We start from the raw sequence: 15336 nt of genomic DNA, 5'->3' as shown, positions 1-15336 counted from the left end.
AGAAAAAAACCTTATATGTTGAACGCCACCGATTTTTTAAAATAAGATATAGCATCACACATTATTTATTAACGGCACAACGAAATACATACTGCGGACCAACACCATATTTTTCATAGTCATCGTCTTTACTAATCTTTGGCACCGGCAGATCTGATTGTCTGAACATGGTTAAAGCGTACTGTCTGTCGCCGCCAACATTCCCGCGCAGGACTTTTTTAGTACCCTGCGCAGGGCCCTGAGGATCGTTTACCGGAGAATGAGAGTAATAATCTGCTGCATACCAGTCATTGGTCCATTCAGAGCCACTGAGTCCCATATCATACAGACCTAAGGGGTTTGGCGGGAACTTCCCTAATGGATAAAAAGGAAGCCCAATACTATCAGTATAACTATCCAGTTCGTCCTGGTTCGGGAAATTTTCCCCGGGTAAAAGCTCACCATTGTTGGTAGCAAACGGAAGATACTGCCCTCTGGATCTTGCTGCATACTCCCATTGCGCCTCTGTCGGCAAATCAATTTTTTTACCGGACTCCTTACCTAACCACTGACAATAGTCTTTTGCCTGTTGCCAGGTCACATTTGCTGAATAATCATCGGATAATAAAGATGGATAATTTTTCATAAATGGACCTACCGGCAGTGCTCTTTTATTAGTAAGTTTTGAATACTCTCTATAATTCTTATTGCTAACCTTATATTTTGATAGTAAAAAATCACTTAACACAACCTTATGTAATACCTTATCATCCTGGTTTATGCTGAAAGGCAGTTTTTCACCGACTAATGGGCCAAAATCCCCCATTAAGAACTCGCCGCCCTTAACGGGAACCATGTTAGAAAGCGACTTAGCAACAAGCGCTTCAGACAAGGTTTCACGCTTGCCAATACTCTTCTGGTCGCACCCGAGCAGTAAACTGGCGGCAACAGAAGCAACTACGATTAATTTTCTCATCTTATCACCTAAGCCTTTGCATCAGGCAGTCATTGTCCCCGTCGGGTGCTGGTCGTCGATCATGGCAAGATATTCTGACATCAGGCTATCAGGGACAGGTTTAAATAGTCTCTCCGGTTTATTGGAACATTCATTCAACGTTGTTGCTCCGGTTAAAATGATATATGTCACCACCAAACGACATTATTTATTGATGACGCAACGGAAAACATACTGCGGACCAACACCATATTTTTCATAATCATCGTCTTTATTGATCTTTGGAACTGGCAAATCTGATTGTCTGAACACGGTTAAAGCGTATTGTCTGTCACCGCCAACATTCCCGCGGAGGACTTTTTCGGTCCCCTTTACGGGTCCCTGAGGATCGTTTACCGGAGAATGAGAGTAATAATCTGACGCATACCAGTCATTGGTCCATTCTGAGCCACTAAGTCCCATATCATACAGACCCAGGGGGTTTGGGGGATATTTCCCCACTGGATAAATAGGAATACCTGCTCCATCAGTATATTCACTCAGCTCATCCTGGCTGGGGATGTTTTTACCGGGCAGGAACTCACCATTATTCGTTGCAAACGGAATGTATTGCCCTCTGGATCTTGCTGCATATTCCCATTGCGCCTCTGTTGGTAAATCAAATTTTTTACCAGACTCCTTACCTAACCACTGACAATAGTCTTTTGCCTGTTGCCAGGTGATGCCAACAGAATAATCACTTTTTTGCAATGATGGGTAATCTTTTAGCAGAATATTAATGGGTGGTTTTTTTACTCCTGTTATCTGCAGATATTTATTATAATCATCATTGGTGACTTTGTATTTTGATATTGAAAAATCGCTTAATACAACCTTATGTAATACCTTGTCATCCTGGTTTATGCTGAAAGGCAGTTTTTCACCGACTAATGGGCCAAAATCCCCCATTAAAAACTCGCCGCCCTGAACGGGAACCATGTTAGAGAGCGACTTAGCAACAAGCGCTTCAGACAAGGTTTCACGCTTGTCAGTACTCTTCTGGTCGCACCCGAGCAGTAAACTGGCGGCAACAGAAGCAACTACGATTAATTTTCTCATCTTATCACCTAAGCCTTTGCATCAGGCAGTCATTGTCCCCGTCGGGTGCAGCTCATCAATCATGGCAAGATATTCTGACATCAGGAAATCCGGGATAGATTAAATATCCTATCCGGTTCAGCCGAATATTCGTTGAGCATTCTGACTCGGTTAAAATAAGAGATGGCATCACACATTATTTATTAACGACACAACGAAATACATACTGCGGACCAACACCATATTTTTCATAGTCACCATCAACTTCTTCTGGGAGTGGTGAAGCAGATTGTCTAAACATAGTCAATGCGTACTGTCTGTCGCCGCCAACATTCCCACGCAACACTTTCTCGGTCCCTTGCTCTGGTCCCTGAGGATTCTTTACCGGAGAGTTGGAGTAATAATCTGCTGCATACCAGTCATTGGTCCATTCTGAACCACTCAATCCCATATCATACAGCCCTAAGGGATTTGATGGGTATTTACCTACTGGATAAATGGGAAGCCCCATCCCGTCAGTGTATTTATTCAGTTCATCCTGGCTTGGGACATTTTTTCCTGGTGAAAACTCACCATTGTTAGTAGCAAACGGAAGATACTGACCTCTGGACCTTGCTGCAAACTCCCATTGCGCCTCTGTCGGCAAATCAATTTTTTTACCGGATTTTTTACCTAACCACTGACAATAATCTTTTGCCTGTTGCCAGATAACACCTGCAGGATAATCCCCCTTTAGCAGAGAAGGATGACGTTTTGCCAGTATATCCACAGGTGGATTTTTTTTATCTTTTACTTTCAAATAAACATTAAAATCATCGTTAGTGACTTTATATTTTGATATCGAAAAATCACTTAAAATAACCTTATGTAAAGTTTTATCATCCTGTTGTATGCTGAAAGGTAATTTTTGACCAACTAATGGACCAAAATCACCCATTAAAAACTCACCACCCTGAACGGGGACCATATTAGAGACCGATTTATCCACAAGTGCTTTAGCTGCTTTTTCACTCCCGGTGGTATTTCCCTGATCGCACCCGGTCAGTAAACCGGCAGCAACGGAAGCAACTACGATTAATTTTCTCATCTTATCACCTCAGCCATTGCATCAGGCAGTCATTGTACCCGTCGGATGCTGGTCGTCGATCATGGCAAGATATTCTGACATCAGGATATCCGGAATAGGTCTAAATGGTTCATCCGGGCCAACGGAAACCGGAAGGTTATTATGCAATAAGGTGAGCTTTTCGCCATAATTGGTATAGAAAAACAATTTTCGTTCTCCAATGACTAAAAACTTAATCACATCTTTTTCATTCAATTCTTTATTACCTTTCTTCTCCCCTGGCGACAACGTCAAATGCTGCATGACATTGTTATAATCTGCCTGACTTTGTATCCACTTCAGCGCCATAAACACCGCTTGTTTTCGCCTCTTTAGAGGACCGAGCTTCCAGCTGTTAACGGAAAAAAAATCATTATTCTGATTTCGTGGATCAAGCCAGTCCACCCAGTTCTGATCAATTAATGTGGCAATCACTGCCCCTTTTGTTTCCGGAGGGGTATATTTAAGCTGGTCGGGGTTTGACAAAATACTATTCATCAGATGAACGCGCTTATTTTCATCTTCAAGATCGGTTTCAATTCGTCGTAATATTATTCCCATATTCTTTAGCATGGCCTCACCCGCCTGTATCCCTTGTGCCGCCATAATAATAGGAATTGCACATAAAGAACGGAAGGCATCTCCTGCCATCATCTGCTCAAGCTTCTGATAATCCACATTTCTCAGCATATAAAGAAAGCTCTTCATAAAAGCCGCAAAGCTGCTGCCATCAACTTCAAAACCGACTTCCCCTTTGGCTCCCACTCCCCAACATAAAGCCGCTTTACAGTAAATACGAAAACGTCCCTGAATATAGGTGATATAAAAAACCCCACTTCCCCCTGCGCCTGCCTGCACCGTCATCCCCGCTTCCAGTTTGGCTATCGCGGCAAACTTCTTCTCTTTATTGACAATGGGTTTGTTATCTTTCTCAACACCTATAGCTACTGGCGTATCATCAGGATGCGGGTCAAACCACTCAATGGCACCACTGATATTACCTCCCGCCTGAGCACCAACAAAAATACCAATTTCACCTCCCCCCTGTGCTTCAGGTATTGTTGAGGTCTTTAAATTCACCTGCTGCTGTCCTGGTAACGGTGGGGCAGTCAGGGTTGCAGGATGGCCTTTAATGCCATAGCCCTTTCCCATTTCTCCACTCCAGTCTGCTGTCACCCCTAATTCAATTGCAGCACTGGCACCTACGCTACCTGACAATACCAGTTTCATGGCAAAACGCAGCGCTCCCATATTACAGACACCATCCGGTGTCTGTGGAGTCACTTTTTTCGCCGGAAATAAAAGGCTGACACCTAACCTGTCCGGCAGGTACAGGGCCGTTTCGGCCTTCGCCTCCCCCAGTGCAAAACTGGCATGACCTTCAATTTTTCCCTCCAGTTTTTTTTCTGACGGATTATATTCCGCTGATGCACCCGCTCCATGGCTGTAGCGCATCAGTTGAGCCTGCGCGCTGATATCAACATACTGGTGATAAACAGATTCATCGACTTTACCATCCCCCTTTGGCCAGGTCAGAGATTTGTTCATTTCCTCTGCCCAGTGACTGACAATAACATTCGTATCGTCAACAAGATCGAATTTCAATGAAACAGGTACGTTACTTAGTTGTTTTTTTAGTTCTGCTGTATCTATTTTTCCCTGACGTATGGTTTTATTAACCTGATTACCATTCGCATCCTGAGAAACAATAGTTTTGTTTTTATATTTTATGAAACTGGCTTCACCACTTTCTTTATCAACTTCGCTGAGCTTATATGTTCGCCACTGGTGTTTTATTTTATCGGAACGCACATAAGTTTTCTTGAATCCTTTCACTGTGTTATTTTTAAGCGGAATAAGTTCCATTATACCAATGGCAGTATCTTTCATTTTATCATTAAGCAATTCCCCCTCCGGAGGATTCGCTGTTAGTGACATAAGCTCTTTCCGCAAAGCCTGATTTGCTTTGTTTAAGGCTTCATAGGCTTTAGTGATTTCACTTTCAAATTTTCTTGCTGGCACTCTGCCTGCCTGAGTGATTGCTTCAAAATTAATATCATCAAGATTTTTTTGCGCCTGTTTCTGAGTTTCAAGCAAGCCAGACAGAAAATCATGCTCCTGTTCGATAATTTTAGTATCTGAAGCCTCCAGAAAAAGCAATGTTGCGCTACCTGGGTGAAAATAACATTCTGGGCCATATTTTCCTTTTACAACCGTTCCCGTCCCTTGTACCGATGTTTTACTTTTCTCTTCTCCGGTAGCCATATGCTATTCCTTCATTCTTTAAAGTAATTCTATATGCAGGGCATCAGGCAGGGCAGTATAAACTGCAACAGTTTTACCTTCCGCATCGGTCCTGCCTTCAAATACTTTACCTTCACCGGTTGTTATCCTGTACCGGGTAAAAGGTAAAATCTCCCCGGACTCTTCATCTTTTGCAGTAAAAAACTCACTGAAACCGACGGGAAGCTCAGGTTTGTTTGCATCATAATCAGCTGCGCCCATTTTCTGCACATTGGCCGATTTCAGCAGAATATTCCCAGGGCAGCCCAGCTCGATATTGCCACCACTTAGCCTGATATACGCTCCCGCACAGTTCACCACCAGTTCCTCCGCCGCCGTGATTTCCACTCGCCCTTCCACGCTGGTCACGGTGATATCCTTTTTCGCCGTCGCCTCCAGCGCATCATCCTGCGCCTGGATTTCAATCTTTCCCTTCGCCGCAAACAGCTTCATCCCCGCCTTTCGCGCCAGCAGGCTGACGGCTTCTCCCGCCGCCACCGTAAAACGTTTCAGCGCACTGATGTCCGTATTCTGCTGTGACACAATCCCCACGCTGGCGCTACCCGAAGACAACCGTACCGCCTGCGGACTGCTGATGCTCACGCCCTGCGGCGCATTCAGCACTATCCCCGGCTGCGCCAGCTCTTTCAGCGCATCGTTCAGCGTCTGCTGGTTGCCGGTATCCGATGGCAGGGCCTGAGCCGATTCCGCTGCCGACGCCAGGCTTTTCGCAATACCCAGGGCATTTTCAAGCTGCGCAATCGCCTCCTCCATTGCCAGCATCCTGTCGCCTGCCGAAGGCTGTTTATCCGCACTGATAAACACCCCCGCACCGCCCCGGATGCTCACCCATTTATCCGTACGCAGTTCCGCACCCTCGCCCCGCAACTCCCTCTGCGCATTCACGTTATGCCCCAGGTTCAGCTGCGTCTTGCCGCCGTACTCGGTGCTGAGCTTGATATGCTCCTCGCCGCGCTTATCCTCCATTCGCAGCTTATTATTGGCCGGAGTACGAATCACATTGCGGGTGCTGTTTTTCTCCGTCACAGGGTCGACATGCCGCGAGTCATGCAGCGCATGCGCAATATACGGCCGGTCGGGATCGCCTTCGTGGAAAGCAATCGCCACCTCCGTGCCCTGGATCAGCGGGAAGTGAAAGCCGTACACGTCGCCGCCGTAGGGTTTGGCGAGACGCACCGGCATGCTTTCCTGACCCTGCCCTTTCTCATCTCTGTCAGGGTCAAATTTCACCCTGTACAGGCCGGACGCATCCTGCCAGGCGTAGATATCATTCGCTTTCGCGCTGGTCACCCGCGCCGTCATGGTGCCAGTCACCTTCGGGCGCGGCAGCAGCGGCGGACGCCAGCACAATGTTTCGCTGTAGGGCACCGCCAGCAGGGACACCCGCAGCGCCTCCCGGCGGCTGGCGGTAAAACCGGTGCCGATGATTAACAGCGGATCCTGTACGGGCGCAGGCAGGGTCGACGGCAGGCTGTCGGTAACGGTCAGCACCTGGGCCGGCGCCAGCCAGGCTGCAGTACTGATCGCGGTAATAAGCGTCTGGTGAGCCAGAAAACGCTCATGGTCGAGGCGGGCATAGAAGTTGGCGGTCTCCGTCTGCGGGTCGATTTTATCGCCACGCTCCCGGTGGCGAAGCTTATAGTGGTATACCTCACCGTAAGTGATGCCTTCACCATTTCCCCGGGTCATATCCGCTGTTGCCGACTGGAGAACGCTCTGCGCATCGCGGGGGTTATAATCCCGGGTAGTGACGTTCGCCTCTACGACGTTGTGGGTGATGCTCAGACCCCATATCGATTCCGTACCGCTGTCGCTCATCCCGGACGGGCTGTTTACAGGAAGTGTTTTATCGAACATCAGCGCCCGCTGCGCGTCGGCGAAGTGAACCACTTCGCTCTGCGCCTCTTCCTGCAGGGTGAAGAAATAAAATATCCCCACCTCTGCCAGCAGGCGCTGGATAAATGCCAGGTCGCTCTCCTGATACTGATTAATTTGCTCGCGCCGTGGATAGTGTTGCTTGAGATTAAACTCATACTCCCAGTCATGCAGGTGATGTTCCTGCAATACCTGCTCCACCACCTCCGGTACCGATTTGTTGACGAAAAAACGATGGCTGCGAAACTGTTTATCCAGCAGGGAGAGAAACGGCTGGAGGGTTATCTGATAGGTCGACTGATCTTCAGAACGATTGACGCGCTGGAAGGTGGTAATCACACCATGGACGCGTTTGCAGTCCGCCAGCTGCTGCAGTGCGCCGCCGCCCATCGTCAGCATGGCGGGTTTGCTCAGGAGCTGTGCGGCATCAATATTTTTCTCTGCGCTGGTAAACGTAATAGTGTAATAATAAAGTTCACTCAGTTTTTCTGCCCCACTGAATTCTTCCACATCCAGCGATGCGGTACATGAAGGAATACCCAGCTGGTAACGGTTAAGGGTGGTGACGGTAATTATTGAAGAGGTATCCATTATATTCCTGTTTTACTCCGCTGTAATGACTATCAAAAATCAATTCACAGGACGCCCTGTTTAATTTTGTTTAATGATAATCATCTCATTCATCATAAATATATTTATGTGCATATCGATATATCAGATACCCCACCAGGAGTTTCGTAACTAAAAGGTAACCCCAGGGATATTTATATTCACTGACTGAGAAATAAAAAAAGCAGCCAGAAACCGGAGCCTTCAACGTTTATCGCCGCCAGCATTTCTCTGCCACTGTCCTTAGCGCTATCCATAATGATCTCCTTTATCCATCCCCTTTCCCGAGCTTCATCCCCGCAGAGGCTTCGCTTAGCCGACAAGATTGACTGGCTGCAGGCACGCTACCGCCCATCGCTGTTTCCTGTTTATCAGGGACCCGGAGCGCACAAGGTCAGGCAGGCAGATTGTTGTTCAACCTCCGCGATCGGGGTCGCGGATTACTCGGTTTCGCTTTTTAATGCGTCAGCCCCGGCTCCTGACGTATTAGCCGTGCCCGGCGTCAGACAGGCGTCCTTCTGCGGGACCAGACTGATCTCCACCCGGCGATTTTGCGCCCGCCCCTCTGGCGTCTCGTTGCTGGCGACAGGACGACTTGCGCCGTAGCCCTGCACCGCAAAACAGCTCTCCGGCACATCGCCGGTATCGCGCATCCAGTCGCGGACCGCCTCGGCACGCTTCAGAGAGAGTTGTTGATTGGATTTATCGTTGCCGATGCTGTCGGTATGGCCTGCCACCACGATCAGCCAGCCGGGTTTCGCCTTAATGCCCAGCAGCGAGTTCACCAGCAGCTTTGTCGAACCCGGTTTCAGTGTCGATTTGCCGGTATCGAACAGCGCCATGCTATCGAGGCGGATCGTCTGCGGTCCCTGCATAACCTGCTTAATGACCGGACGCACCGGCGGGGGCGGCGCCCAGTCATTGATAGCGGCTTCCACGAAGGGGATCAGCCGCATCCCCTGATACAGCCCCAGCCGGTAACGCAACGGCTCTCCCCGGCGCAGCCAGTCATCCAGCAGGCGGCTGTCGGCACGCAGACGCTGCTGCGCCTGCAGCTTCGGCATCGGCGGCGTGCCGCTGAGGCGGTGGTACACCGCCAGATGATCGCCGACGCTGCGCACCAGGCGCTGGTTGTTGATAAAGGAAGCCAGCATCGCCAGCGCCAGAAAGAGGAAGCCCACGCCAGCGGCAAGACCAGCATCGCGCATCCGGCGGCTGACCCCGTGGCGGTGCGGCAGTGACGACAGAAGAAGATCCGGCAGCGGGTGAGGACCTGGCGCCGCGGCGTTGCCAGGAGAGAGCGTGGTGATCCCGGCGATTTGCTGTTGCCAGAGGTTATTCGCCACCGGCGCCACCGGTGTCAGGCAGATGCCCGCAGCACACAGTTTCAGCGGAGGAAGTTCCGCCTGCCGGGCGCGGAATGGCCGGAAAAGAGCGTTTTCGGCCAAGGTCAGAATGCTCTCCAGCCACAGCATCTGATACAGGCGTGAGGCAGGGCTGCCCTCCCGCTGCCACCCGGCAACCGACTGGGGCGCTTGTCCCTTCTGCTGTACCTGGAGACCAGGCCTCTCCGGCGTGATGGTAAACCAGCGGTTTTCCGCGGCCTGGCCGCCTGGTGGTGTCACCCAGAACACGCTCCACACCGGCGGCAGACCGTTCAGCCAGGTTCGGCACTGAACGATACTCCGCCGCCAGTCGCACAGCGACTGCGCCAGTTGCTCCCCGGTGGAGTGGCGCTCCGGTACCACCGCCAGCAGCACGGAAACCTGCGATACCAGCGCCGGACGCGCCGCCGTCAGGTACTGCGCCAGCAGCGGCAACTGCTCCGCACTGTCCACCCGAAGATACCAGCCATGGCGGGTTTCGCAGTGCGCCGAACGCCCGGGAAACAGACCATCGGTATCCCCACAGACCAGAACCACTCCGCCCTGAAAATCCTCAGGCGGCAGGACGATTTCCGGTCGCTGATGGCTGACTACCCTGCGACGCTGACGCCAGAGCGCCGCGCCGCCCGCCAGCAGGATGCACAGACTAAAGATCACCTGGTTGCCGCTGGACAGCGGCCAGAAGCCCAGCACCAGCCACAGGGCCAGGATGGCGGTCAGTATCGTAAGCAGACGACGGGCGTTATCACGCATCTCTTATCCCTGCCCTGCTATCTGCGCCACCATCTGTGACAGCACGAAGGAGAAGGTCAACCACAGCGCCGCCAGCGCTACAATGCCAGCCGCCCAGCCGAACCAGTACATCCGCCGTCCGCTGCGCAGCCGGGAGGCACGAACCACCACCGGCGTCTCCTGGGTCATGCTGAACGGCGGGACCCGCGCGCCAAGCGCATGCGCCACGTCCTCACGTCGTTCGTCGTCCTCGGCGCGGTACTGTCCGACAAACCCCAGCTGTAAAGTACGGAAGAAGCAGGTCAGCACTGCCGTATCCGCCGCGGGCTCTCGCAGCAGCTGGCGGATCCGTTCCCAGAGCTCTTCCCCGGCGTTGAGGGTGCTGAAAAAGCGCGCCTGCAGCGGATCCTTGCGCCACCTGCGGTAACCATCATCCTGACTGGCGCGGTTGAGGACGCTCTCATCGAGCAGCGCGCAGTAGGCATAGAGCATCTGCTCAGCGCTGGCGTCACTGATTCCCGCCGCCGCCAGCGCCTCGCGCGCCTCGGTCACCCATCGACAGGCCTGGCGATAGAGCGCCTCGCCATCGGTCACCGGCTGGCCGCAGCGTAGCTGGCTGACCATCAGCCAGCCCGGGTAAAAGATTTTGTTGATCAGATCGCTTTCAGAGATATTCATGAGCGCAGTACCGCAAAGAGTTCAAGTTTCACGTCGCCAAGCGATTCCGGGGTATAGAAGGTGCAATTCCCGGCCTCCAGCATCGCGCGGGCGGCATCGGTGGAGAGATCCAGAGCGAAATATTGGTTTTCCAGACGTAGCGGAATGGCCGCCGGCACATGGCTCAGCGGTTTAATTACGATACCGCTCAGCGCAATGTTGACGACCTCGGCGACATCGTCGTGACTGCCCGCCTTGCAGAGCTGCGGAAAGCGGCTCTGCAGCTGGTGAGGAGGCAGTGAAGAGCGCACCGACAGATAAAAATCTGCTCCCTCGCGCAGTCGCGCATCGTGTAGCCTGCCCCGCCAGATCTGCCGGTCAGCGCCCTGCTCCAGAGCGATGGCGATCACCCTCGAGGGCAGACTGACTTCAAGCAGCGTGTCCAGCAGAGCAAACAGCGGCGGGAATACCTGTTCTGGCCAGTCATGCCGGTAGCGGGGGATAGCTTCCAGATGATGTTCAAGGGAGAAGGTCATCAGACTGCCGGCCAGCCTGGCCAGTTCGCGATAGAGCAACTCCGGATGGCGCGAGGGAGCCTGATGCAGTTCGCTGAGCACCGGCTCGGCGCTGTTCAGCGCATTAAGCAGCCAGAACAAGGAGACATCCGCCACGGCAAAATCAGCCATCCGCGCATTGCTTTCACGGCGCATGGCCATCAGGCGTCTGCGCCGGGCCTGCAGGCGATGTAACAGCTCACCCAGCTGGCTAACCAGCGTCGGGCTTGCCGCCAGCGACAGCAGCGGTGGGATGAATCCCGGGTCAACGATCCACTGCCCCTGGGCATCGCGCAGCAGACGCGCTACCGGGCAGGTAAGGAAGGCCGCATTTTCCTCGGTGGAAAGACGCAGCGTCAGCGCGTGACGCAGAACGGCCAGCTCGCTGCGTTCATGGCCGGCGAGCTCCTGAACAGTCACCTGCTCAGCGCGCCAGCGGCGCGGGCGGGCGCTCTCCTGGCCGTCGTCAAGATTGCCGCCGCTGGCGCTGAGCAGCGGCAGGGAGAGCAGAACCTCCACGCTGTCCTGCATCACGTCCGATACATCGCGGACCGGCGGTAGGGTATCCGCCAGCTCGGTGTCAATCAGCGTTCCGTCGGCAAAACGAACGATCAGCCGGGTGGCGTTGAGCCGGGAAAGGGTGAGCGCACTGGCGTCAAACTCCGCACGCAATACCCCCCACGGGTGGGCGAGCGCCATGCGGGAGACCGTGTCGGCGACGTGCGCATCCCAGCGAGCCTGCTGCTGAAACTGCTGCGGGACCAGAAAGGCCCCGTCGCGCCATAATGGGCGGAAAATCTTCATTGCACCTCCTGTGCCTTTCGCTTTCATCTGTTGCCCTAACGGACTGACTGCCGCGCAGGACAATAATCGCCCTCCGCACTGGCTCTCACTTCCTGCATTTGTTCGGGCGCACAGTCATGTCCGGCGATATACCGCAAAAACGCAATTTGCGTTATTTTTCTTTTACGCCTTGTTCGACAATATTGTTTGCCTGTCAATGACCAGGGCAGGAAATATGAGGCCTTATCCGCGAGGGTATCCGGACCAGATGCTGCAGTTATTTTTCAATGGAGGTTTATCATAATGCGAAAGATCGGAAGCAGGCAACGTTAGGGGCAAATAATATTTAAATCAAACTCGCCGATTTTTATTACACAGCCCTCAGTCATTCAGAATAAATATTTTATAATCAGGCTTTTTATTATTTATTAATTGAATATTTATTATTGTACTTATCGCTCAGGCGGCCTTTTTATATTCATCTTAAATATAATTCATTCTCAACAATAAAAATACCACCGCAGTTCCTCTGCCACGACCTGAGTTTATCCCGGCAACAGAGCGATGCCCGCACGGTTACCCCGCCCCACCCGGCCATTGCCAGGCGCTGAATTCCCCCGTATTTTGGGTTTCCGCTCCGCTGTATGCGGGCAAGACGATGAACGCGAGAGGAAAAATGAAACCGCTATTTGTCTATGGGACGCTCTGTCCCGGTCGCAGCAATGCGCACATTCTGGAGGCGATCGGGGGCGAGTGGCGTCCCGGCTACGTCACCGGCACCTTTTACGCGCGCGGCTGGGGCGCAGCCGCCGATTTTCCGGGGATCGTCCTCGACGCTCACGGCCCCCGGGTCAACGGTTATCTGTTCCTGTCCGATCGGCTGGCGGCGCACTGGCCCATGCTGGACGACTTTGAGGAGGGATACGATCGGGTGCCGGTGGAGGTGACCACCGACGATGGGCAGCAGGTCAGTGCCTGGATTTATCAGCTCCAGCCCCGGGAGTAATCCCCGCCGCGAACGCCCTGCACGGTACCGCAGCCCAGTACGTTCGCGGCCTGGCGGTCAGCCCGCCAGGCTTTCCGCCACCGGAGTCACCAGCACCTTCTTCTCAGCCCAGCAGGCGACGTTATCGAGCACCAGTTGCGCCATCGCCGCGCGGGTGCTCCCGGTGGCGCTGGCCATATGCGGTGTAACGACCACATTACTGCGCTGCAGCAGCCCGGCCGGCACCGCCGGTTCATGGCTGAAGACATCCAGCCCCGCCCCGGCGATAATCCCGCTCTCCAGCGCGGCAACCAGCGCGGGCTCATCAATCACGCTGCCGCGCGAGATGTTAATGAGGATCCCTTTCTCCCCCAGCGCCGCCAGCACCGGCTGGTTAATGAGCCCCTGGTTTGCCGCCGTTCCCGGCGTGCAGATAACCAGAAAATCACTCTCCGCGGCCAGGGTCAGCAGATCTTCCCGCCAGGCATAATTTAGCGCCGGGAGACGCTTGCGGTCATGATAAGCAATCTGCATGGCGAACCCCTCGCAGCGCCGGGCGATGGCCTGGCCGATGCGCCCCATGCCCACGATGCCAACCCGCGAACCGGAGACTTTTTGCGTCCACGGAAAACCGCCCGCCGCCCACTCGCCCGCTTCGATAAACTTGTGGGCGGCGACGATCTGCCGCGAGGTCGCCAGCATCAGGCCCAGCGCCAGATCCGCCACATCGTCAGTTAACACCCCCGGCGTATGGCTGACCCGCACCTGGTGCTCTGCGGCCGCCTGCACATCCACGCCGTCATAGCCGACGCCAAAGACGGCAATCAGCTCCAGCGCGGGCAGGCTGGCGATCAGCTCTCGCGTCACGGTGGCTTCGCCGTTGGTGATGAGCACGGTAAAGGTGCCGGCCAGCGCGCAAAAGTCGGCATCGGTGAGAGTTGTCAGCTCCACGAGGTGATAGCGCCGCGCCAGTTCCGCGGTCAGGGCATCCGGGAGCGAGGCCTGTTTTAACACGTTCAGTTTCATAGCTTATCTTCTTTCAGAGAGTGGAAGGCGGAGGGTTTCTGGCCGCTCCGGGAGACGATGATGCCGATAATCCCGCCAAGGGCCAGCGCCACAGCGACGATCAGCAGTCCGGAGTGATAGCTGTTGGTCAGGTCCTTAATCTTCCCGAGCAGCGGCGGCAAGCCTAAGCCGACAAAATTGGCGATGGTGTTGATAAATGCAATGGAGGCTGCGGCCGCCACGCCCGCCAGCTTCTCGGTGGTCACCGCCCAGAACACCGGCGTTAGCGCGAAATTAAAGCCCACGGTGAGCACCAGCAGCAGGTAGGCAACCAGCAGGTTGCCGGCATAGATAGCGACCGCCAGCGAGAGACCGGCCAGAATCAGCGGCAGCCCCATATGCCACGCCCGCTCGCCGGTCACATCCGAATGACGGCCATTGAGGTACATAAACAGGCAGGCGAAAATAAACGGCACCGCGGACAGCAGACTAATAACCACATTGCTCTGCTCGCTGGCCATACTTTTGAGGATCAGCGGTAAGAAAAGCGTGATGCCGATGGAGCCGAACGCCTGCAGAAACCAGACCAGACTCAGCAGGAGTACCACTTTATTTTTCAGCGCACTGAACCAGGAGGCGTGTTGATTAACTACCGCGCCGCGGTTATCAGCGGCAATCTGCGCCGTCAGCCAGCCTTTCTCCGCCTCAGAGAGCCAGGCCGCCTTTTGCGGGCTGGAAGGCAGCAGCCAGAGCACCAGCGCCCCCAGCACGATGGCGGGAACGCCTTCAATGGCGAACAGCCAGCGCCAGCCGGCGACATCGGCAATGCCATGCATATTTAAAATCAGCCCCGAGACGGGCAGCCCGATGATCGACGCCAGTACCGATCCCATATAAAAGAACGACATCGCCCGCGCCCGGTTGCTCTTCGGAAACCAGCAGGAGATATAGTAAATAATCCCTGGGGTGAATCCCGCCTCCGCCATACCGAGTAAAAAACGCATAATATAGAGCTGGGTCGGCGTCTGGACGAACGCCATGCCGGCGCTCACCATTCCCCAGGTGATCATTATTCTGGCGATCCAGATCCGCGCCCCCACCCGGGTCATGATCAGGTTGCTGGGAATTTCGAAAATAATATAGGAAATATAAAACATCCCGACCCCAAGGCCGTACATGCTGGCCGTTAATCCCAGATCGGCGTTCATTTGCAGCGCGGCAATGGAAATATTGGTTTTATCAAGATTCGCGACAAAATAGCAGATAATAATAAAGGGGATGATTTTGCTGTTTAGCTTTTTTAATGTAGAAGTACAGAGTTCAATGCTCAT

11 protein-coding genes and 3 pseudogenes are annotated in these 15336 nt (G+C 53.4%); 1 reads left to right on the top strand and 13 read right to left on the bottom strand.

Annotated features, from left to right (window positions below):
- Nucleotides 1-61: 61 nt before the first annotated feature.
- The 11 genes and pseudogenes from B8P98_RS11105 to tssK all read right to left on the bottom strand — a co-directional run bounded on the left by B8P98_RS11105 (nucleotide 62) and on the right by tssK (nucleotide 12036).
- Entirely contained in the window at nucleotides 62-955 is an 894-nt protein-coding gene (locus B8P98_RS11105; RefSeq protein ID WP_095033002.1) for a formylglycine-generating enzyme family protein, read from the bottom strand.
- 21 nt (nucleotides 956-976) lie between these two features.
- Nucleotides 977-1093: a hypothetical protein gene (locus tag B8P98_RS30840; RefSeq protein WP_004217423.1), complete on the bottom strand. Its 117-nt coding sequence runs from the start codon at nucleotides 1091-1093 to the stop codon at nucleotides 977-979.
- A gap of 45 nt (nucleotides 1094-1138) precedes the next feature.
- Nucleotides 1139-2032 carry a formylglycine-generating enzyme family protein gene (locus B8P98_RS11100; protein ID WP_025711977.1) on the bottom strand — a complete coding sequence of 298 codons (894 nt, stop codon included), beginning with the start codon at nucleotides 2030-2032 and terminating at the stop codon, nucleotides 1139-1141.
- A 175-nt stretch (nucleotides 2033-2207) separates the two neighbouring features.
- On the bottom strand, nucleotides 2208-3098 hold the full coding sequence (locus tag B8P98_RS11095) for a formylglycine-generating enzyme family protein (protein WP_060619418.1): 891 nt from the start codon (nucleotides 3096-3098) through the stop codon (nucleotides 2208-2210).
- A 21-nt stretch (nucleotides 3099-3119) separates the two neighbouring features.
- A pseudogene (locus tag B8P98_RS31600) lies at nucleotides 3120-3197 on the bottom strand (hypothetical protein); the annotation flags it as partial.
- A 251-nt stretch (nucleotides 3198-3448) separates the two neighbouring features.
- Nucleotides 3449-4478 (bottom strand): annotated as a pseudogene (locus tag B8P98_RS11090) (hypothetical protein).
- 921 nt (nucleotides 4479-5399) lie between these two features.
- Nucleotides 5400-7886, bottom strand: coding sequence for a DUF2345 domain-containing protein (locus B8P98_RS11085; RefSeq protein ID WP_025711972.1), 2487 nt, complete (start codon nucleotides 7884-7886; stop codon nucleotides 5400-5402).
- Between the two features lie 150 nt (nucleotides 7887-8036).
- Nucleotides 8037-8161: pseudogene (locus tag B8P98_RS30830) on the bottom strand (hypothetical protein).
- Nucleotides 8162-8344: 183 nt separating this feature from the next.
- Nucleotides 8345-10042, bottom strand: coding sequence for an OmpA family protein (locus tag B8P98_RS11080; protein ID WP_095033001.1), 1698 nt, complete (start codon nucleotides 10040-10042; stop codon nucleotides 8345-8347).
- A 3-nt stretch (nucleotides 10043-10045) separates the two neighbouring features.
- A complete protein-coding gene (gene tssL, locus B8P98_RS11075) occupies nucleotides 10046-10699 on the bottom strand; it encodes a type VI secretion system protein TssL, short form (protein WP_095033000.1) in 654 nt (217 codons plus the stop codon).
- On the bottom strand, nucleotides 10696-12036 hold the full coding sequence (tssK, locus tag B8P98_RS11070) for a type VI secretion system baseplate subunit TssK (RefSeq protein WP_095032999.1): 1341 nt from the start codon (nucleotides 12034-12036) through the stop codon (nucleotides 10696-10698). Before tssK ends, tssL begins: the two co-directional genes overlap by 4 nt.
- A gap of 655 nt (nucleotides 12037-12691) precedes the next feature.
- Between tssK and B8P98_RS11065 the strand changes: the two genes are divergently transcribed.
- Entirely contained in the window at nucleotides 12692-13021 is a 330-nt protein-coding gene (locus B8P98_RS11065; protein WP_012541317.1) for a gamma-glutamylcyclotransferase family protein, read from the top strand.
- A gap of 57 nt (nucleotides 13022-13078) precedes the next feature.
- On the opposite strand, the gene B8P98_RS11060 is transcribed toward B8P98_RS11065, so the two are convergent.
- Nucleotides 13079-14026 carry a 2-hydroxyacid dehydrogenase gene (locus B8P98_RS11060; protein ID WP_095032998.1) on the bottom strand — a complete coding sequence of 316 codons (948 nt, stop codon included), beginning with the start codon at nucleotides 14024-14026 and terminating at the stop codon, nucleotides 13079-13081.
- Nucleotides 14023-15336, bottom strand: coding sequence for an MFS transporter (locus B8P98_RS11055; protein ID WP_095032997.1), 1314 nt, complete (start codon nucleotides 15334-15336; stop codon nucleotides 14023-14025). Before B8P98_RS11055 ends, B8P98_RS11060 begins: the two co-directional genes overlap by 4 nt.

Origin of the sequence: Klebsiella quasivariicola (genome assembly GCF_002269255.1) — a bacterium.
GTDB classification, from domain to species: domain Bacteria; phylum Pseudomonadota; class Gammaproteobacteria; order Enterobacterales; family Enterobacteriaceae; genus Klebsiella; species Klebsiella quasivariicola.
This window is presented reverse-complemented; position numbering and strand designations above follow the sequence as displayed.

Coding starts and splice junctions, on each gene's coding strand:
- B8P98_RS11105 (WP_095033002.1), bottom strand. CDS start 955: ATGAGAAAATTAATCGTAGTTGCTTCTGTTGCCGCCAGTTTACTGCTC.
- B8P98_RS11100 (WP_025711977.1), bottom strand. CDS start 2,032: ATGAGAAAATTAATCGTAGTTGCTTCTGTTGCCGCCAGTTTACTGCTC.
- B8P98_RS11095 (WP_060619418.1), bottom strand. CDS start 3,098: ATGAGAAAATTAATCGTAGTTGCTTCCGTTGCTGCCGGTTTACTGACC.
- B8P98_RS11085 (WP_025711972.1), bottom strand. CDS start 7,886: ATGGATACCTCTTCAATAATTACCGTCACCACCCTTAACCGTTACCAG.
- B8P98_RS11080 (WP_095033001.1), bottom strand. CDS start 10,042: ATGCGTGATAACGCCCGTCGTCTGCTTACGATACTGACCGCCATCCTG.
- tssL (WP_095033000.1), bottom strand. CDS start 10,699: ATGAATATCTCTGAAAGCGATCTGATCAACAAAATCTTTTACCCGGGC.
- tssK (WP_095032999.1), bottom strand. CDS start 12,036: ATGAAGATTTTCCGCCCATTATGGCGCGACGGGGCCTTTCTGGTCCCG.
- B8P98_RS11065 (WP_012541317.1), top strand. CDS start 12,692: ATGAAACCGCTATTTGTCTATGGGACGCTCTGTCCCGGTCGCAGCAAT.
- B8P98_RS11060 (WP_095032998.1), bottom strand. CDS start 14,026: ATGAAACTGAACGTGTTAAAACAGGCCTCGCTCCCGGATGCCCTGACC.
- B8P98_RS11055 (WP_095032997.1), bottom strand. CDS start 15,336: ATGAGCATTGAACTCTGTACTTCTACATTAAAAAAGCTAAACAGCAAA.